At 70.4% G+C, this 17365-nt stretch carries 18 protein-coding genes; 10 read left to right on the top strand and 8 right to left on the bottom strand.

Annotation, left to right across the window (positions count from 1 at the left end; genetic code table 11):
* Window positions 1-29 precede the first annotated feature (29 nt).
* The 3 genes from ACIBI4_RS33050 to ACIBI4_RS33040 all read left to right on the top strand — a co-directional run bounded on the left by ACIBI4_RS33050 (window position 30) and on the right by ACIBI4_RS33040 (window position 3594).
* On the top strand, window positions 30-1358 hold the full coding sequence (locus ACIBI4_RS33050; protein ID WP_399207895.1) for a copper amine oxidase: 1329 nt from the start codon (window positions 30-32) through the stop codon (window positions 1356-1358).
* A 157-nt stretch (window positions 1359-1515) separates the two neighbouring features.
* Entirely contained in the window at window positions 1516-2766 is a 1251-nt protein-coding gene (locus ACIBI4_RS33045; protein ID WP_399207894.1) for an SAV2148 family HEPN domain-containing protein, read from the top strand.
* A gap of 105 nt (window positions 2767-2871) precedes the next feature.
* Window positions 2872-3594 carry a 3'-5' exonuclease gene (locus ACIBI4_RS33040; RefSeq protein WP_399207893.1) on the top strand — a complete coding sequence of 241 codons (723 nt, stop codon included), beginning with the start codon at window positions 2872-2874 and terminating at the stop codon, window positions 3592-3594.
* A 56-nt stretch (window positions 3595-3650) separates the two neighbouring features.
* Here ACIBI4_RS33040 and ACIBI4_RS33035 read toward each other — a convergent pair whose 3' ends face one another.
* Window positions 3651-4514 carry a phosphotransferase enzyme family protein gene (locus tag ACIBI4_RS33035; RefSeq protein WP_399207892.1) on the bottom strand — a complete coding sequence of 288 codons (864 nt, stop codon included), beginning with the start codon at window positions 4512-4514 and terminating at the stop codon, window positions 3651-3653.
* Between the two features lie 392 nt (window positions 4515-4906).
* Between ACIBI4_RS33035 and ACIBI4_RS33030 the strand changes: the two genes are divergently transcribed.
* The 7 genes from ACIBI4_RS33030 (at window position 4907) to ACIBI4_RS33000 (ending at window position 10585) form a co-directional block, all read left to right on the top strand.
* Complete coding sequence (locus ACIBI4_RS33030; RefSeq protein WP_399207891.1) at window positions 4907-5833, top strand: carbohydrate ABC transporter permease; 927 nt, start codon at window positions 4907-4909, stop codon at window positions 5831-5833.
* Window positions 5834-5835: 2 nt separating this feature from the next.
* Entirely contained in the window at window positions 5836-6669 is an 834-nt protein-coding gene (locus tag ACIBI4_RS33025) for a carbohydrate ABC transporter permease (RefSeq protein WP_399207890.1), read from the top strand.
* Window positions 6669-7955, top strand: coding sequence for an ABC transporter substrate-binding protein (locus ACIBI4_RS33020; protein WP_399207889.1), 1287 nt, complete (start codon window positions 6669-6671; stop codon window positions 7953-7955). The genes ACIBI4_RS33025 and ACIBI4_RS33020 overlap by 1 nt, the downstream gene beginning before the upstream one ends.
* A 64-nt stretch (window positions 7956-8019) precedes the next feature.
* A complete protein-coding gene (locus ACIBI4_RS33015; protein ID WP_399207888.1) occupies window positions 8020-8265 on the top strand; it encodes a hypothetical protein in 246 nt (81 codons plus the stop codon).
* Between the two features lie 119 nt (window positions 8266-8384).
* Window positions 8385-9584, top strand: a complete 1200-nt coding sequence (gene mgt, locus ACIBI4_RS33010) for a macrolide-inactivating glycosyltransferase (RefSeq protein WP_399207887.1) — start codon at window positions 8385-8387, stop codon at window positions 9582-9584.
* A gap of 70 nt (window positions 9585-9654) precedes the next feature.
* Window positions 9655-10206, top strand: a complete 552-nt coding sequence (locus tag ACIBI4_RS33005; protein WP_399207886.1) for a DUF1697 domain-containing protein — start codon at window positions 9655-9657, stop codon at window positions 10204-10206.
* Window positions 10199-10585: a DUF4440 domain-containing protein gene (locus ACIBI4_RS33000; protein WP_399207885.1), complete on the top strand. Its 387-nt coding sequence runs from the start codon at window positions 10199-10201 to the stop codon at window positions 10583-10585. The genes ACIBI4_RS33005 and ACIBI4_RS33000 overlap by 8 nt, the downstream gene beginning before the upstream one ends.
* Window positions 10586-10607: 22 nt before the next feature.
* Here ACIBI4_RS33000 and ACIBI4_RS32995 read toward each other — a convergent pair whose 3' ends face one another.
* The 7 genes from ACIBI4_RS32995 to ACIBI4_RS32965 all read right to left on the bottom strand — a co-directional run bounded on the left by ACIBI4_RS32995 (window position 10608) and on the right by ACIBI4_RS32965 (window position 17364).
* Window positions 10608-11459 (bottom strand): aldo/keto reductase, encoded by an 852-nt coding sequence (locus ACIBI4_RS32995; protein ID WP_399207884.1) that lies wholly within the window; start codon window positions 11457-11459, stop codon window positions 10608-10610.
* Window positions 11456-11989 (bottom strand): GNAT family N-acetyltransferase, encoded by a 534-nt coding sequence (locus ACIBI4_RS32990; protein WP_399207883.1) that lies wholly within the window; start codon window positions 11987-11989, stop codon window positions 11456-11458. Before ACIBI4_RS32990 ends, ACIBI4_RS32995 begins: the two co-directional genes overlap by 4 nt.
* Before the next feature lie 76 nt (window positions 11990-12065).
* On the bottom strand, window positions 12066-12884 hold the full coding sequence (locus ACIBI4_RS32985; RefSeq protein ID WP_399207882.1) for a sirohydrochlorin chelatase: 819 nt from the start codon (window positions 12882-12884) through the stop codon (window positions 12066-12068).
* A gap of 6 nt (window positions 12885-12890) precedes the next feature.
* Window positions 12891-13805, bottom strand: a complete 915-nt coding sequence (locus ACIBI4_RS32980; RefSeq protein WP_399207881.1) for an ABC transporter permease — start codon at window positions 13803-13805, stop codon at window positions 12891-12893.
* Window positions 13792-14601: an ABC transporter ATP-binding protein gene (locus ACIBI4_RS32975; protein WP_399207880.1), complete on the bottom strand. Its 810-nt coding sequence runs from the start codon at window positions 14599-14601 to the stop codon at window positions 13792-13794. The genes ACIBI4_RS32980 and ACIBI4_RS32975 overlap by 14 nt, the downstream gene beginning before the upstream one ends.
* Window positions 14602-14676: 75 nt before the next feature.
* Window positions 14677-15792, bottom strand: a complete 1116-nt coding sequence (locus tag ACIBI4_RS32970; RefSeq protein ID WP_399207879.1) for an aliphatic sulfonate ABC transporter substrate-binding protein — start codon at window positions 15790-15792, stop codon at window positions 14677-14679.
* A 219-nt stretch (window positions 15793-16011) separates the two neighbouring features.
* Window positions 16012-17364: a sulfate adenylyltransferase subunit 1 gene (locus tag ACIBI4_RS32965; protein WP_399207878.1), complete on the bottom strand. Its 1353-nt coding sequence runs from the start codon at window positions 17362-17364 to the stop codon at window positions 16012-16014.
* Window position 17365: the final 1 nt, after the last annotated feature.

The following is a 17365-nucleotide window of genomic DNA, read 5'->3' as shown; positions in this document are numbered from 1 at the left end:
CTTCTTCCTGCACGAGGGAGCACTTCAGCATGCACGTCACCAGAGCACGCCGCGCGCGCCGGCAGGCCGCCGCGCTTCTCGGGGCCGCCGCCGTCACCGGCGCCGCGGCCCTCGCGGCCGGTCCCGCCAACGCCGCGGCACCGAAGACCCCCGCCGCGCCCGCGGCACCCGCCGACTGCAGCGCCGCGTACAAGATCGAGCAGACCCTGTCCGGCGGCACCACCTGGCGGATGTGCTGGCACTACGAGACCGCCGCCGGTCTGGTCCTCGACAAGATCTCGTACCAGCCCAAGGGCGAGGCCGCCCCGATCCCGGTCCTCACGACCGCGAAGCTCGCCCAGATCCACGTCCCCTACGACGACGGCTCGGTGGAGTACGACGACCTCACCGGCGCCGGCTTCGGCCAGGGTCTGATGCCGATGAACGCGGCCGAATGCCCCGGCGGCACCATCAAGACCGTGAAGGTCCCCGAGGCCTGGGACCCGGAGCTCGCCAACGTCAAGGGCCTGTGCGTCACGACCAAGGCCCGCGGCCACGCGTACCGCATGAGTGAGTTCCAGGAGAACGGCGGCGTCAAGATCCGCCAGGCGCAGGGCAAGGACCTGCTCGTCTACGCCGTGAACCAGGTCGGCTGGTACGAGTACATCACCGAGTGGCGCTTCCAGGACGACGGCACCATCCAGGCCAACGTCGGCGCCACCGGCTCCCTCTCGCCCGGCGACTACGACGCGGGCGACGGCCGCGGCTGGCCCATCGGCAAGGGCGCCAAGGACTACGCGACAAGCCACAGCCACAACGTGTTCTGGCGGCTCAACTTCGGGCTCGACGGCTCCCCGAAGGCGAAGGTCGAGCAGTACGACTCGAAGATCAGCCCGCCCGCGCGCGGCGGCACCACGCCGACCAACAAGACCACCCGCACCAAGGTCACCAAGGAACTGGCCGCCAACGCCAAGACGATGCGCTGGTGGCGTGTGGTCAGCACGGCCGGCAAGAACAAGGACGGCCACGCCCGTTCGTACGAGATCGTGCCGGGCGCGCAGGCCAAGTACTCCGGGCGGCCGTTCACCAAGAACGACCTGTTCTTCACCAACTACAAGAAGTGCGAGCAGTTCGCCAGCAACAACATCCCGAACTGCGGGGCGGGCGGCGGCAAGAGCGTCGACAAGTGGGTCAATGGACAGACCCTCACCCACCCGATCGTATGGGTCAACATGGGCTTCCATCACGTGGCCCGCGACGAGGACCAGCAGCCGATGCCGGTGCACTGGCAGGGCTTCTCGCTGGCCCCGCGGGATGTGACCGCTATGAATCCGCTCACTCCCGCGGACCTGGCCGACCAGAACGGGCAACCGGAATAGGGGAGTTGGGAAAGCAGCCTGTCCATCCTGCTGCACCGCCCGCCGCTCCCGGAGTACCCTTCCTTGATCGTTGAACGGGGTCCGGGTCAAGATCGTCCCCGATGTCCCGTAACGTCAACGCGACGGTGACCGAGGGGGAGCGGAAGGCGGTGCACGGGTGAGCTCGGGAGGTCTTGAGCTGCCCCCAGGCGACTCGGGTCGCGACGAGGGCGGCTCGGCTGACACCCCGCCCTCAGCGGTGTCCCTGGCGCGCCCGGTGGACACGACGTCGCAGATCGGACCCGAGCTCAACTGGGGCGCCGACGCCTGGCGCGAAGTGCGCACCCGCGCGCAGCGCGCCGGGCGGGCCTACATCTGGCTGAACCTCGTGGAGCAGCGGCTGCGCGCCGTCGTCGCGGCCGTGCTCCGCCCCATCTACGAGCCCGTCCACGGCGAGGACTGGGTGGTGGCCGCCGCCGGGCCCGCCGGGCAGGAGTGGGTGCAGCGGGCGGTGGCGGTACGCGAAGTGAGCCGCCGCAAGGGCTATTTGCTGGACCCGGCCGACGACAATGTGCTGAGTTTCCTTACGCTGCCGCAGCTGCGCGAGCTGATGGTGCAGCACTGGCCCTGCTTCGAGCCGTACTTCGACGACCGGCGCGACGTGGAACTGGCGCTGGACGAGCTGGAGGTCACCCGCAATGTGGTCTCCCGCAACCGTGCACTGTCCTCCTCGGTCCTCGCCCAGGCGGAGCGGGCCTCGTCGCGGCTCCTGGAGATACTGGGCGGCGACGCGGAGGTCCCCTCGGCCCGCCGCCTCCCCGTCGACGCCGTGGAGGACATCGTCGGCGACCGGTACGCGGACGTCGTCGGCGTCCACCCGGACCGGGTCCGCCTCCTGCGCCAGTTCCCCGCCGAGGACCTCTTCGGCGGCGCGCGCCGCCTCGACGCGATCGGGATAGGCCTGAACCTCCTGGTCCAGAACTTCTCCGGCCGCCGTCTGATGCGCCTCGCCGAGGCCGGTGGCAGGGTGCGGCTCCTCTTCCTCAACCCGGCGAGCAGCGCGGTGAAGCGGCGCGAGCGGGAACTGGGCCTCAAGCGGGGCGAGTTGAGTCGCTCCGTCGAGATGAACATTTTGCACATGCGACGGGTGCGCTCCCGGCTGCGCGACCCCGGCGCCTTCGAGATCCACGTCTTCGACGAGACGCCCCGCTTCACCGCCTACCTGGTGGACGCGGACGGCCACGACGGTGTCGCGGTGGTCCAGTCGTACCTGCGCCGCATGCGCGGCATGGAGGCTCCGGTCCTCGTGCTCCGCAGCGGCTCGCGCGTGGTCAAGGCGGACGAGACGGCCGCCGGGGAGCACGGGCTCTTCGAGACGTACCGCGAGGAATTCGAGTCGGTGTGGGCGGACTCCCGGCCGGTGTCGTAGCCGGGCCCCGCGGGCCCGGCCCGCACCCGGCCCCCGGGCCCGTTGTCAGTGGCGCGTGACAAGGTGTGGAACACACGGGGGAACCGAACGAAGGAGGCGCCACGCATGGGCTGGCACCAGGAGCTGCTGATCGGCTTCGACCTCGAGACCACGGGCACGGATCCGCGCGAGGCGCGCATCGTGACCGGTGCGCTGATCGAGGTCAGGGCGGGGGAGCCGGCAGGCCGCAAGGAATGGCTCGCCGATCCGGGCGTGCCGATCCCCGCGGAGGCGGTCGCGGTGCACGGCATCAGCAATGAGCGCGCCGCGGGCGAGGGCCGCCCGGCCGACCGCGTCGCGGACGAGCTGGCCCGCGCGCTCGCGGGGTACTGGGACGCGGGGGTCCCGGTCGTGGCGTACAACGCGACCTTCGATCTGACCCTGCTCTCCGCCGAGTTGCGGCGCCACGGCCTGCCCTCGCTGCGCGACCGTCTGGGCGGCCGCGAGCCGGCCCCGGTGATCGACCCGTACATCATCGACCGCACCGCGGATCGCTACCGCAAAGGCAAGCGCAATCTTGAGGCGGTCTGCCGTGAGTACGGAGTGGTCCTCGACGACGCGCACAATGCCACGGCCGACGCCCTGGCCGCGGCCCGCCTGGCCTGCGCCATAGCCGACCGCTACCCGAAGATCGCCACCCTGGGCCCGGCCCGTCTGCACGAGCAGCAGATCACCTGGTACGCGGAGTGGGCGGCGGACTTCCAGGAGTTCCTGCGGGCGAAGGGGGAAACGTCGGCCGTGGTCGAGACGAGCTGGCCGCTGCGCCGCCTCACCGACCGGGTGAGCTGACGGCCCGGGCCGGCCCCGTCACCGACCGGGTGAGCCGACAGCCCGGGCCGGCCCCGTCAGAACGGATACCACCGCACCGAGGCATCCCCGTCCCGCAACGACCCCACCCTCCGCTCGAACTCCGCGAGCGCCTTCGGATTCGAGGGCGCGTGCTGGGCCACCCACGCACAGCTCGCGGTCTCGCGCGCCCCGCGGAGCACCGCACACCCCTCCCACTCCCGCACATCCCACCCGTACACCTCGACGAAGGAGTCGTACGCGGCGGGATCGAGCCCGTACCGGTCGCGGGAGAGCGCCATCACCACGAGATCGTGCTCGCGGAAGTCGGACGAGAAGGTCTCCAGGTCCACGAGCACCGGACCCTGCGCCGTCACGAGCACATTGCGCGGCAGGGCGTCCCCGTGGATCGGCCCCTTCGGCAGGTGCGGCACCAGCGTCCGTACCGCCTCCGCGAAACCGGCCCGGCGCTCGCGCAGAAACGCCGCGTCGGCCGGATCGATGGCCTCCCCGGCCAGCCGCAGCCACCGGTTCACGCCGCCGAGGAGCTCGCGCCGCGGCAGCTCGAACGACTCCGCGGGAGGTGCGGGCAGCTCATGCACGAGCCGCACGAGCGAGGCGAGATCCGCGGCCGTCGCGGGCCGCACGGCAGCGCCGAGCCGCCGCCAGACCGTGACCGGATGCCCGGCCACCACACGGGGCTTGGACTCGACGGCCCGCACCGCCGGGACGCCCGCCTCGGCGAGCCACTCGGCGATCAGCACCTCGCGTCCCGCCCGCTCGATCAGTCCGGGCGCCGAACGCCCCACCTTGACGACGAGATCACCGAGCGCGAACACCGCGTTCTCGCCGAGCGCGAGCAGCTCCGCCTCCCCGGCGAACCCCGCACCGTCGAGCACCTCGCGTGCCCTTGCTTCGTCCATCTGCCGCCTCCGTGCCACTCCGCAGTCGCTGCTGTGCCGGCCGCCGCACCGTCCGTTCCGTTTCGAGGAGGCACCCGCGGCCAGGAATCAGTCTTGCATTCGCACAGCACGCAACCCCTGCGAGGTCGCTTGACGTATCAGGTTCACGTCAGCACGATGACCAGGGCCGCAGACGACTAAGTCCGAACCCCTGTCGTTCCGCCCGGAGGGCGGGCCGGGAAGGGGCTGGTGCGTGCGATCGCAAGGCGGAGGAGGGAGTCGACGCGGAGCGTCGGCGACCGACGACAACGCAGCGAGCGTGCGTGCCAGCCCCTTCCCGGCAGGCAGGGGTTCGGACTTAGTCGTCTAGGGGCGGCCGTATCTGCAGGTACCCGCCCGAAGGAGCCGATTCCGTGACATTGGCGACCGCGACGAAGTCGAAGCGGTCAGCGAAGAGCGCGTCGCCGCGCAAACCGGTGGACCACGGGGCCTGGTTCCTCGTCCTGCCGGCGCTGATTCCGATTCTGGTACTGAGCGTGGGGCCGCTCCTGTACGGCATCGCGCTCTCCTTCACCGACGCGCAGTCGGGCCGCACCGAGCCCACCCAGTGGATCGGGCTCCTCAACTTCCAGGACCTGCTGCACGACACCCTGTTCTGGGACTCGTTCCGCATCGGTCTGCTGTGGGCGGTCGGCGTCACCGTCCCGCAGTTCTTCCTCGCCCTCGGCCTCGCCCTGCTCCTCAACCAGAACCTGCGCTTCCGCTGGCTGGCCCGCGCGCTCGCGATCATCCCGTGGGCCATGCCCGAGGTCGTCGTCGGCATCATGTGGCGGCTCGTCTACCACCCCGACGCGGGCGTCCTCAACGAGACGCTCTCCACCTTCGGGCTCGGCGAGGGCACGGACTGGCTGACCGGAACGGCCACTGCCCTGATGGCGGTGATCGTCGTCGGCATCTGGGCGGGCATGCCGCAGACCACGGTGGCGCTGCTCGCCGGACTGCAGAACACCCCGAAGGAACTCCACGAGGCCGCCGCGATGGACGGTGCGGGAGCGTGGCGCCGCTTCCGCACGGTCACCTGGCCCGCGATCAAGCCCATCGCGCTCGCGATCACCGCGCTCAACTTCATCTGGAACTTCAACTCGTTCGCCCTGGTGTACGTGCTCACCCAGGGCGGTCCCGGCGGCCGTACCCGTCTCCCGATGCTCTTCGCGTACGAAGAGGCGTTCCGCTACGGCCAGTTCGGCTACGCGGCCGCGATGGGGTGTGTGATGGTCGCCGTGATCTCGGTGATCCTCGCCTTCTACTTGGTGGGCCGGCTGAAGGGAGGCGACGAGTAGTCATGCGTACGTCGAAATCCGCGCGCGCCGCACAGTACGTGGCCCTGCTCGCGTATCTGGTCTTCCTCGCGTTCCCGTTCCTGTGGCTGATCTCCACGGCCTTCAAGCCCGCCAAGGAACTGGGCAGTCTGGATCCCACCTGGATCCCCGAAAACCCCACGCTGCAGAACTTCCGGCAGGCCTTCGACGAGCAGCCCCTGCTCCAGGCCGGCCTCAACTCGCTGCTCGTGGCGCTCAGCGCGGCCCTGATCTCCGTGGTGATCGCGATGCCGATGGCGTACGTGATGGCGCGGCACCGCAACCGCCTCGCGAAGGCGGCGACCGGCTGGGTCGTGGTGAGCCAGGCGTTCCCGTTCGTGCTCATCATCATCCCGCTGTTCCTGATCCTGAAGAATCTGCACCTCATCAACGCGCTGCCCGGTCTGGTGATGGTGTACGTGGTGTGGTCGCTGCCCTTCGCGCTGTGGATGCTCGTCGGCTACGTACGGGCCGTGCCGACCGAGCTGGAGGAGGCGGCGGCCGTGGACGGGGCGGGCAAGCTGCGGATCTTCGTCTCCGTCGTGGCCCCGCTGCTCGCGCCGGGTGTGGTGGCCACGGCGATGTTCGCGTTCATCACGGCGTGGAACGAGTTCTTCTTCGCGCTCGTTCTGCTCAAGACCCCGGAGAAGCAGACCTTGCCGGTCATCCTCAACCGCTTCATCGGCACGGAGGGCGTGGCCGATCTCGGTCCGCTGGCCGCCGCCGCGTTCCTCGCCACCATTCCGTCCCTGGTGATCTTCGCGATCATCCAGAAGCGGATCACGGGCGGGATGATGGCCGGGGCGGTGAAGAGCTGATGCGCCGGATCAAGTGCCTTGCCGCGGCCGCCGCGTCCCTCACGCTGCTGCTCACCGGCTGCTCGGGGGACTCCTCGGACAGTGGCGGGAAGATCACGCTCCAGTTCCAGTCCCTGGCCTGGCAGGCCGAGTCGGTCGAGGTCAACAAGGAGCTGGTGAAGGAGTGGAACGCCGCGCATCCCGACGTCCAGGTCAAGTACATCCAGGGCAGTTGGGACTCGGTCCACGACCAGCTGCTCACCTCCTTCGAGGGCGGTGAGGCGCCGGACATCATCCATGACGCCTCCGACGACCTCGCGGACTTCGCGTACGGCGGCTATCTCGCGGACCTGAGCGAACTGGTCCCGGAACGTCTGAAGGCCGACATCCCGCGGAACAGCTGGGACACGACGACCTTCGGCGACGGGATCTACGGCGTCCCGTTCCTCCAGGAACCGCGCGTGATCATGGCGAACGCGAAGTGGCTCGAGGAATCGGGCGTCCGGATCCCGACGCCCGAGAAGCCCTGGACCTGGGATGAATTCCGGCGGATCACCAAGGAGTTGAGCGGCGACGGCAAGTACGGCGTCGCCTGGCCGCTCAAGGACCCGGTCTCCGCCACGCTCAACCTCTCGCTCTCCGCGGGCGGCCGGCTGTTCCACCGCGAGGCCGACGGCAAGGTCGACATCCGCTTCGAGGAGGGCGACGGCGTCGTGCCCGGCACGATCCACGACCAGGTCAACACCGACGGCAGCGCGTCGAGCACGACCCTCGGCATGGGCGGCTCCGACACCCTGCCGGGCTTCTTCGGCGGCAAGTACGCGATGGTGCCGCTCGGCTTCTCGTACCGTCAGCAGATCGTCCAGCAGGCGCCGGACGGCTTCGAGTGGCAGGTGCTGCCCGCGCCGGCCGGGGCGGAGGGGCTCACGCAGGGCGTCTCGCCGCAGACGCTCTCGGTGTCCGAGGACACGGAGCACAAGAAGGAGGCGATGGAATTCATCGACTTCATGCTGCAGCCGGACAACATGGTGCGCCTCGCGAAGGGCGACTGGATGCTCCCCACCGGCACCGAGGCGCTCAAGGCCCCGGCCCTGCACGCGAAGAAGGACGGCTGGTCCACGGGTACGGCCCTCGCCTCGCACCTGACCTCGGCCCCGGCCCAGTCGGTCCGCGGCTACCCGGAGTGGAAGGACAAGGTGGCGACCCCCGCGCTGCAGGAGTACTACAGCGGGGCGATCGACGCGGCGGAGCTGGAGAAGCGGCTCGTGAAGGACGGGAATCTGGTGTTGGCTCGGTATCAGCGGTAGGGGCGGAACGAGGGGTGTTCCTGCCCGGGGAGCCGGGGAGCCGGAGACTCATGGGGGAGTGGATATGGCGGTCCGGCGTCAGAAGGTGAGTACGCGGTCGCTGGTCATCCTCGTCGTGTGCACCGTGATCGCGATCGTGGTGATCAGCATGGTGCGCGACGACAAGCCGCTGCGGGAAGGGTGCCGGTACGTGGGCAAGGTCGTGCGCTGCGAGGAACCGTCCCCGACGCCGACGGAGGACGACCATCCCTACGGCGATGACGACATTTACGGGGACGATCCCCTCGGGGATGACGACCCCTTCGGGTGAGGACGGCCGCTTCGGGTGGTGACGGCCGCTTCGGGTGGTGACGGCCGCATCGGCTGAGCGGCGGCCCGACGAGACGAACCGTCTTGCGCGAGACGCACCGTCTCGCCTACGGTGATCACATGACACCGCACAAGCCTGCGCACATCGCCATGTTCTCCATCGCCGCCGCCGGGCATGTGAACCCCAGCCTGGAGGTCGTGCGCGAGCTCGTCGCCCGCGGGCACCGGGTCACGTACGCGATTCCCGAGTCCTTCGCCGAGAAGGTCGCCGCGGTCGGCGCCGAGCCCAAGATCTGGACCTCGACCCTGCCGACCGACGACGACCCGGACGCCTGGGGCACCGAGCTGATCGACAACATCGAGCCGTTCCTCAGCGACGCGCTCCAGGCGCTGCCCCAGCTCACCGCGCTGTACGAGGGCGATGAACCGGACCTCGTCCTCTACGACATCACCGCGTACCCGGCACGGGTCCTCGCCCACCGCTGGGGCGTCCCGATCGTGCAGTTCTCGCCGAACCTCGTGGCCTGGGAGGGGTACGAGGAGGAGGTCGGGAAGCCGATGTTCGAGCCGCTGAAGCAGACCGAGCGCGGCAAGGCGTTCTACGACACCTTCGGCGGCTGGATCGCCGAGAACGGGATGGACCTCCCGGTCGAGGACTTCATGGGCCGCCCCGACCGCTGCATCGTCGTGATCCCCAAGGCGCTGCAGCCCAACGCCGACCGCGTCGACGAGCAGCGCTACACCTTCGTCGGCGCCTGCCAGGGCGAGCGCGCCGACCAGGGCGAGTGGCAGCGCCCCGAGGGCGCCGGGAAGGTGCTGCTCGTCTCGCTCGGCTCCACGTTCACCAAGCAGCCCGGCTTCTACCGCGAGTGCGTCAAGGCCTTCGGTGATCTGCCGGGCTGGCATGTCGTGCTGCAGATCGGCAAGCACGTCGACCCGGCCGAACTCGGCGCGGTCCCGGGCAACATCGAAGTGCACGACTGGGTGCCGCAGCTCTCGATCCTGCGCCAGGCCGACGTGTTCATCACCCACGCCGGCGCGGGCGGCAGCCAGGAGGGCCTGGCCACCGCGACCCCGATGATCGCGGTGCCGCAGGCGGTGGACCAGTTCGGCAACGCCGCCATGCTCGAAGCTCTCGGCGTCGCCCGGCAGCTCCCCACCGAGGAGGCCACCGCCGAGGCGCTCAGGGAGGCCGTCCTGGCCATCGCCGCCGACGAGGAGGTGGCCCGCAAGCTCGCCGACCTCCAGGTGCAGACGGCGGCCGAGGGCGGCACCAAGCGCGCGGCGGACCTGGTCGAGGCCGAACTGCGCACCGGCTGACCGCAGGAGAGGGGACGGACGGCCGCCGCCGGCGAACGCGGTTGTCAGTCCCCTCACTTAAGGTCTGGGCATGACGAAGACTTACGCGGCCCTGCTGCGCGGCATCAACGTCGGCGGCCACGCCAAGATCCCCATGGCCGAGCTGCGCACCCTGCTCACCGGTCTCGGATACGAAGCGGTCGCCACGCATCTGCAGAGCGGCAACGCGTTCTTCGGCGCGCCGAAGGGCGGCGACGAGCAGAGCCTCGCCGCGGAGATCTCCGCCGCCATCGAACGGCACTTCGGCTTCGCTGTCACCTGCCTGGTCCGCGACCACGCGTATCTGAAGGCCGTCGCCGAGGCGTGCCCCTACCCGGCCGCGGAGCTGGAGGCCAAGCAGGTCCACGTCACGTATCTGTCCGGGCAGCCGGACCCCGCGCGCTACGAGGAGATCGACCGGGACAGCCGGCTGCCCGAGGAGTTCGCCCTGGGCGACCGCTGTGTCTACCTCTACGCGCCCGATGGTCTCGGCCGCTCCAAGCTCGGCGAAATCCTGTCGCGCCCGCGGATGACCAAGGGCATGATCGCCACTACGCGCAACTGGAACACCGTCACCAAGCTTGTGGAGCTGACCCATGACTGAGCCGCACCGCGCCGGGCACAACGCCGCCGTCACCGCCGCCATCGAGGGCGAACTGCGGCTGCTCGACCCGCAGGTGCGACGGGACCCGGCTCAGTTCGAGCGGCTGCTGCACGCGGAGTTCACCGAGACCGGTGCCTCCGGGCGGCAGTGGGACCGGCAGGCGATGGTCGAGGCCCTCTCCGAGAACGGGCTCGACGACGGCATACCGATCGTGGCCTCGAACATGCGCGGGGTTCAGCTCGCCGACGACCTGGTGCAGCTCACCTTCGACACCGACAACAACGGGCGCCACGCCCACCGCAGTTCACTGTGGCGCCGCACCGAGCTGGGCTGGCAGATCTGGTTCCACCAGGGGACGTTGTTCACGCCGGAGGGCTGAGCTCACGCCGGAGGGCCCGAGTTCACGCCGGAGGGGCGAGGGCATCCAGCCGCGCCACTTCCCCGTCGCTCAGGCGCACCGCGCCGGCGTCGAGGTTCTCCTCCAGATGCGCGAGCGTGCCCGTGCCCGGGGTCGGGCAGAGCGCGGGGGAGTGGTGCAGGAGCCAGGCCAGTGCGATCTGCCCGGGTGTCGCCTCGTGCGCCCGCGCGATCGCGGCGCACACCGGGTCGGAGGTCAACTCGCCGTTGCCCAGCGGGAACCAGGGCAGGAACGCGATCCCGCGCGCCTCGCAGCGCTTCAGGAGCTCCGCCGAGGCGCGGTCGAGCAGGTTGAAGCGGTTCTGGACCGCGGCGACCGGGACGAGGTCGAGGTCGAGCGCGCGGTCCAGGTCCTGCGCGGTGATCGTGTCCAGGCCCACGTGCCGGATCTTCCCCTCGGCGCGCAGCTCGGCGAGCGCGCCCAGCTGGTCCGCGAACGGCACGTCCGGATCGATCCGGTGCAGCTGGTAGAGGTCGATGCGGTCCACCCGCAGCCGCCGCAGGCTTGCCTCGCACATCGCGCGCAGGCTCGCGGGCCGCCCGTCGATGTGCCAGGCGTCCGGAGAAGTCCGCACCACACCGCCCTTGGTGGCGATCACCACGCCGTCCGGATACGGGTGGAGCGCCTGGGCCACCAATTCCTCGGCGACCGAAGGGCCGTAGTTGTCGGCCGTGTCGATCAGCGTGACACCCCGCTCGACCGCCCGCCGCAGCACCGCCACCGCGTCGGCGGCGGATCCGCGCGGGCCCCAGTAGCCGGGGCCGGTGAGCTGGGCGGTGCCGTAGCCGAGGCGGCGGACCGGGAGATCGCCGCCGAGCAGGAAGGTGTCGTTCATGCCCGGACGTTATCCGAGCTCACCCGGTGCGTGAGCAGCTGGGTGGTGCTGCCGTCGTCCTCGCGGATGGTGCGCGCGTGGACGAAGCCGATCTTCTCCAGGACCTTGAGCGAGCGCGCGTTCTCCGCGTTCACCGTCGCGTGCACCTCGGCCAGACCGAGGGCGTCATGGCCGTACGCGGTGAGCGCGGCGGCCAGTTCGGTGCCGAAGCCCTGGCCCCAGCTGTCCGAGGTGAGCCCGTAGACGATCTCGTGGCCCTTCAGCCAGGACTCGGGCGACGGCTTGATCTCCGCGTGCCCGATATAGCGGCCCTCGTGGCGCACCGCCCAGACCTGGAAGCGGTCCTCGGCATAGACCATGCTGAAGATCCGGCCGAACAGCGCGCGGTCCTCGGCGGCCGGCGGGCGCTCGGGACCCTCCCAGAACCACTGCCCGGACGCCGTGTTCTGGAAGAGGCCCACGAAGTCCGCCTCGTCCGCCGGGATATACGGGGACAGAACCAGGCGTTCGGTACGCAGCTCAGGAGTCACCTGGCCGACGCTAGGCAAACCGCCGCGTCTCGGCAACCACGTTCCGCAGACCGAAGGCCCGCACACGGCACTTTTCTCACGCCGTGAGCGCCGGCACCGCCGCCACCGCGTTCCGGCAGGCGTCGTACCGGTCCACCAGGAGCCGCGCCACCTCGGGCGCCGCGCCCAGGACCTCGGCGACGACGTCGGCGCCCGCCTCCTCGGCGCCGCGCGCGATCCGGTCAGGAAGGAAGCCCGGCGCGAGGACATAGCGGGCGACCGCGATCCGGCGCACCCCCGCGGCCCTCAGTTCCCGTACGGCGTCCTGTGTACGGGGCATGGATGCGGAGGCGAACGCGGGCCGCACGGCACACCAACCGGTGCGCCGCCACTCCCGCGCGATTTCAGCGATCACCGCGTTCGCCTCCGGGTCGGAGGAGCCCGCCGAGGCCAGGACGACCCCGGTCGAGCTTCGTTCACCGGGGCGCACCCCGGCTTCGTACAGCCGCCGCTCCAGCGCGTCGACGAGCAGCGGCGAGGGGCCGAGCACCTCGGCCTGCCGCACCCGCAGGCGCGGCAGCCGTACGGCCGCCTCCCGCAGGACGCCGGGTATGTCGGCCTTCGCGTGGAAGGCACGGGTCAGCAGGAGCGGCAGGGCCACGACCTCACGTACCCCCTCGGCGTCCAGACGCTCGAGGACCCGCGGTACGGACGGTGCGTTGAAGTCCAGGAACGCGGTCTCCACCCGCAGCTCCGGGCGGAGCGCCCGGACCTGCCGCACCATGGCGTGCACGGTGCGCGCGTGCCGCGGGTCACGGCTGCCGTGCGCGATGACGAGCAGTACGGGACCACCGGCGGACCGGGCGGCAGCGGCCGGTCCGCGCGCGGCGGAGAGACGGGAGGTCGTGGTGAGCATGGCCGGTCAGCTCCTGACGAGCAGACCGCGGCTGCGCAGCACACGGCGTTCGATCGGGGCGAAGAGCAGCAGCTCGATCCCGATGCCGACCACGAGGATCAGCAGGATCGCGCTGAGCACCCAGGACATGTCCTGCAGTTCACGGCCCTGCTCCAGGAGCTGGCCCAGTCCGACGCCCAGGTCGGCCGCGTTCACGATCAGCTCGGCCGCCATCAGGGAGCGCCAGGAGAACGCCCAGCCCTGCTTGAGGCCCGCGATGTAGCCGGGCAGGGCGGCGGGCAGCAGCACATGGCGTACGCCGCGCAGCCCCGTCGCGCCGATCACCCGGCCCGCGCGCAGATACAGCGGCGGCACCTGGTCGACCCCGGACACCAGGCCGTTGGCGATAGAGGGGACCGCTCCGAGCAGCACGACCGCGTAGATCGTGGCGTCGCTCAGACCGAACCAGATGATCGCGGCCGGCACCCACGCCACCGACGGCAGCGACTGCAGGCCCGACAGGATCGGCCCGATCGCCGCCCGGACGACCTTGACGCGGGCCACGATCAGACCCAGCGGCGTACCGACCGCGACGGAGATCAGGAAGCCGAGCGCACCGCGCGACAGCGAGGTCCACACATAGTCGAGGAGCGTGCCTTCGAGCCACTTCTCCTGCAGGGTGCGGCCCACGTCGGCGGGGCTCGGGAGCAGATAGTGCTCCTTCACCTTGAAGTGGTACGCGAGCTGCCACAGCGCCAGGACCAGCGCGATGGCGACGATCGGCGGCAGCGCCTTGGCGAGGAGCATCCGGCCGAACGCGGTGCGCTGCGCGGTCTGGGTCTCCAGGGCGTCAAGTCCCGCCTCCAGACCGGCGAGGTCGGCGCTCTCCTTCGTCTGCTGCGTATCGTCGGCGCTGGTGGTCTTGGTCTCAGTGCTGGCCATGTCGGCGGATCTCCCCCCGCAGTTGTTCGGTGATCTCGACGGAGAGGTCGGCGACCGCGCTGTCCTCGATACGGCGCGGCTGCGGGATCCCGACCTCCCACTCACGGGCGATCCGCCCGGGACGCGAGGACAGCAGGACGACCCGCTCGGCGAGCCGCACCGCCTCGCGCACGTTGTGCGTGACGAACAGGACCGAGAGCCGGGTCTCGCGCCAGATCCGGGTCAGTTCGTCGTGCAGGACGTCACGGGTGATGGCGTCGAGCGCGGCGAACGGCTCGTCCATCAGAAGCAGCTGGCTGTCCTGCGCGATGGCACGGGCCAGCGCGACGCGCTGGCGCATCCCGCCGGACAGCTCGTGCACGCGCTTGCCGTACGCGCCGTTGAGCCGGACGATCCCGAGCAGCCGCTCGGCCTCGTCGCGCCGCTCGGCCTTGGGCAGTCCGCGCATCTTCAGGGCGAGTTCGATGTTCTTGCCCGCGGTCAGCCACGGGAACAGGGCGTGCTCCTGGAACATCAGGGCCGGACGCCCGCCCGGCACTTCGATCGCGCCGGCGGACGGCTTGTCGAGCCCGGCGACCAGGTTGAGCAGCGTCGACTTGCCGCAGCCCGAGGCCCCGAGGAGGGTGACGAACTCGCCCGGCGCGACATCGATGCTGATGTCGTCGAGCACGAGCTGCTGTGCGCCCGGCCGGCCGAAGGACTTCGAGACATGGGAGATCCGTGCCGCGTACGGCTCGGTCCGTGCGGTCGACTGGTCCACCGCGGCCTCGGTGAGCGTGGCTGCCATGACCGTCACCTCCTGGGGATCTGCGTTCGGATGGGGGGCTTGTGCGGTGCGGGCCGGGCGCGTGCCCGGCCCGCACGGTGCGCGCTACTTGGCGCCGAGACCGGCGTCGTCGACCGAGGGCTTGCCCGCGGCGCTGAGCACCTTGTTCAGCGGACGCAGGTCGTAGATGCCGTCGAGGAGCGGGTCCTTGAGGAGTCCGGCCTTGACCGCGTGCTGCGCCTCGTCGCGCAGCGTGGCGGCCAGCGGGTCGTCGAGGAAGTCGGTGTTCTCGAAGGCCGGGTCGAGGATGTCGGCGGGCAGCGGCTTGCCGGTCGCCTCGTCGAGCACCTCGTTGATGGCCTTCTTGGCCTCGTCGGGGTTCTTCGCGATCCACGCGTTCGTGTTCACCGAGCCGCGCAGGACGGCCTCGACGACCTTCGGGTGCTGCTCCAGGAACTCCTGGCGGACGATGATGTTCGTGATCACGAACTTGCCGTCCTTCCAGAGCTCGCGCTCGTCGAGGAGGACCTTGCCGCCGTCGGCCACCAGCTTCGACGCGGTGGGCTCGGGCACCCACGCCGCGTCGATGTCCCCGTTCTTGAACGCGATCGGGGTGATCTTGTTGTCCGTACGGGCGATGTTGACGTCACCCTTGCCGCTGGTCGCGTCGACCTTGTGGCCCTTCTCGGCCAGGTAGTTGAGGAGCGCGACGTCCTGGGTGTTGCCCAGCTGCGGGGTCGCGATCGTCTTGCCCTCGAGATCGTCCAGGGACTTGATCTTCTTGGGGTTCACGACGAGCGAGACACCGCCGGACGCGGAGCCGGAGATGATGCGCAGGCTCTTGCCCTGGGACTTGGTGTAGCCGTTGATCGACGGCGAGGGTCCGATCCAGCCGATGTCGATGGCGCCGGAGTTGAGCGCCTCGATCTCGGCGGGGCCCGCGTTGAAGACCTGGGACTTGATCTGGGTGCCGGCCAGTTCCTTCTGGATCAGGCCGTTCTTGCCGAGGCCGACGAGGGCGGTGCCGTGGGTGACGTTCGCGAAGTAGCCGATCCTGACTTCGTCGAGTCCGTCGATCGCCTTGCCCTGGGCCACGGGCGAGGTCGTGTCGCCCTCGTCCTCGGCCTTCGAGCCGTAACCGCAGGCGCTGATCGCCAGGAGCGGCAGGGTGAGCGCGACGAAGGCGTAGCGCTGTCGCCGGGTGGAGCGGATGGCAGGCACGGGAGGTGATCCTCTCGGAGGCCCGGTTCTTACGTCCCCCTCAAGTGCGGGTACGCGGCCGGGAGTTCGGCAGGTCTTCGATGTCGTACGGAATGCGGGTGACCGCACGGGGCGGTGGTCAGCACACACATCGCGCGACACCCCCGGTTCCCGCTCCCAGGGCGCCGCTGCCGACCCGGCCGCCCTCCTTCGCGAACGTCGCGTACACGTCGATGGCCATCAGAAGTCCCAGCCCTCGTCGTCGGAGGCACCGGCTTCGGCGGCGTGCGGCTCGTCGGAGCCCGCGAAGGCCTCGCCGGACATGCCCGCGGCGAGCGTCGTGCCGTCCGCCGGGTCGATCAGGAGGAACGAGCCGGTGCGCCGCGAGTCGGCGTACGCGTCGAGCGCGAGCGGCTCGGCGGTGCGCACCTTGACGCGGCCGATGTCGTTGGCGACAAGCTGCCCCGGCTCCGGGTGCTGCGAGAGGTCGTCGAGGGTGAGCCGCGAGGGGATCTCCTTGACGATCGCCTTGACCGTACGGGTGGTGTGCTTGAGCAGGACCCGCTGTCCGACCGAGAGCGGCTGGTCGGCCACGTGGCAGACCGTCGCCTCGATGTCCTGGCTGGTCGCGGGAGCGTCATGCGCGGGCACGATCAGATCGCCGCGCGAGATGTCGATGTCGTCCTCCAGGAGGAGCGTCACCGACTGCGGGGTCCAGGCCACGTCGACCTTCTCGCCGAGCAGGTCGATCCCGGCGATCGTCGAGGTCCGCCCGGAGGGAAGGACCTTGACCTCCTCGCCGACCCGGAAGGTACCGGCGGCGATCTGCCCCGCGTAACCCCGGTAGTCGGGGTGCTCGGCGGTCTGCGGCCGGATCACGACCTGCACCGGGAAACGGGCGTGGCAGGTGGCGAGGTCATGGCTGACCGGGACGGTTTCCAGGTGTTCCAGGAAGGTGGGTCCGCCGTACCAGTCCATGTGCGCGGAGGGCTCCACGACGTTGTCACCGGCGAGCGCGGAGATCGGGATCGCGGTGATCTCCGGGACGCCCAGCTCCTGGGCGTAGGTGGTGAACTCCTCGGCGATGGCGGCGAAGACGGTCTCCTCGTAGGAGACGAGGTCCATCTTGTTGACCGCGAGGACCACGTGCGGGACGCGCAGGAGCGCGGCGATCGCGGCGTGCCGGCGGGTCTGTTCGACGACGCCGTTGCGGGCGTCGACGAGGATCACCGTCAGCTCGGCCGTGGAGGCGCCGGTGACCATGTTGCGGGTGTACTGCACATGCCCGGGGGTGTCGGCGAGGATGAAGCGGCGCCGGGCGGTGGCGAAGTAGCGGTAGGCGACATCGATGGTGATGCCCTGCTCGCGCTCCGCGCGCAGCCCGTCGGTGAGCAGCGCGAGGTCGGGAGCGTCCTGGCCGCGGCTCGCGGAGACCCGCTCGACGGCTTCGAGCTGGTCGGTGAGCACCGACTTGGAGTCGTGCAGCAGCCGGCCCACGAGGGTGGACTTGCCGTCGTCGACGCTGCCGGCGGTGGCGAAGCGCAGGAGGGTGGTGGCGGACAGGTCCGCCAGCTGGTCCGTGGTGCTGGTCATG

The organism is Streptomyces sp. NPDC050418, assembly GCF_044458745.1.
In the GTDB taxonomy this organism is placed as follows: domain Bacteria; phylum Actinomycetota; class Actinomycetes; order Streptomycetales; family Streptomycetaceae; genus Streptomyces.
This window is presented reverse-complemented; position numbering and strand designations above follow the sequence as displayed.

Excerpts from the sequence above, each read along its gene's own strand:
- ACIBI4_RS32965 (WP_399207878.1), bottom strand. The coding sequence starts at position 17,364 with ATGACCAGCACCACGGACCAGCTGGCGGACCTGTCCGCCACCACCCTC.
- ACIBI4_RS33035 (WP_399207892.1), bottom strand. The coding sequence starts at position 4,514 with ATGGACGAAGCAAGGGCACGCGAGGTGCTCGACGGTGCGGGGTTCGCC.
- ACIBI4_RS33040 (WP_399207893.1), top strand. The coding sequence starts at position 2,872 with ATGGGCTGGCACCAGGAGCTGCTGATCGGCTTCGACCTCGAGACCACG.
- ACIBI4_RS32995 (WP_399207884.1), bottom strand. The coding sequence starts at position 11,459 with ATGAACGACACCTTCCTGCTCGGCGGCGATCTCCCGGTCCGCCGCCTC.
- ACIBI4_RS33050 (WP_399207895.1), top strand. The coding sequence starts at position 30 with ATGCACGTCACCAGAGCACGCCGCGCGCGCCGGCAGGCCGCCGCGCTT.
- ACIBI4_RS33025 (WP_399207890.1), top strand. The coding sequence starts at position 5,836 with ATGCGTACGTCGAAATCCGCGCGCGCCGCACAGTACGTGGCCCTGCTC.
- mgt (WP_399207887.1), top strand. The coding sequence starts at position 8,385 with ATGACACCGCACAAGCCTGCGCACATCGCCATGTTCTCCATCGCCGCC.
- ACIBI4_RS33020 (WP_399207889.1), top strand. The coding sequence starts at position 6,669 with ATGCGCCGGATCAAGTGCCTTGCCGCGGCCGCCGCGTCCCTCACGCTG.
- ACIBI4_RS33015 (WP_399207888.1), top strand. The coding sequence starts at position 8,020 with ATGGCGGTCCGGCGTCAGAAGGTGAGTACGCGGTCGCTGGTCATCCTC.
- ACIBI4_RS32985 (WP_399207882.1), bottom strand. The coding sequence starts at position 12,884 with ATGCTCACCACGACCTCCCGTCTCTCCGCCGCGCGCGGACCGGCCGCT.
- ACIBI4_RS32980 (WP_399207881.1), bottom strand. The coding sequence starts at position 13,805 with ATGGCCAGCACTGAGACCAAGACCACCAGCGCCGACGATACGCAGCAG.
- ACIBI4_RS33005 (WP_399207886.1), top strand. The coding sequence starts at position 9,655 with ATGACGAAGACTTACGCGGCCCTGCTGCGCGGCATCAACGTCGGCGGC.
- ACIBI4_RS33000 (WP_399207885.1), top strand. The coding sequence starts at position 10,199 with ATGACTGAGCCGCACCGCGCCGGGCACAACGCCGCCGTCACCGCCGCC.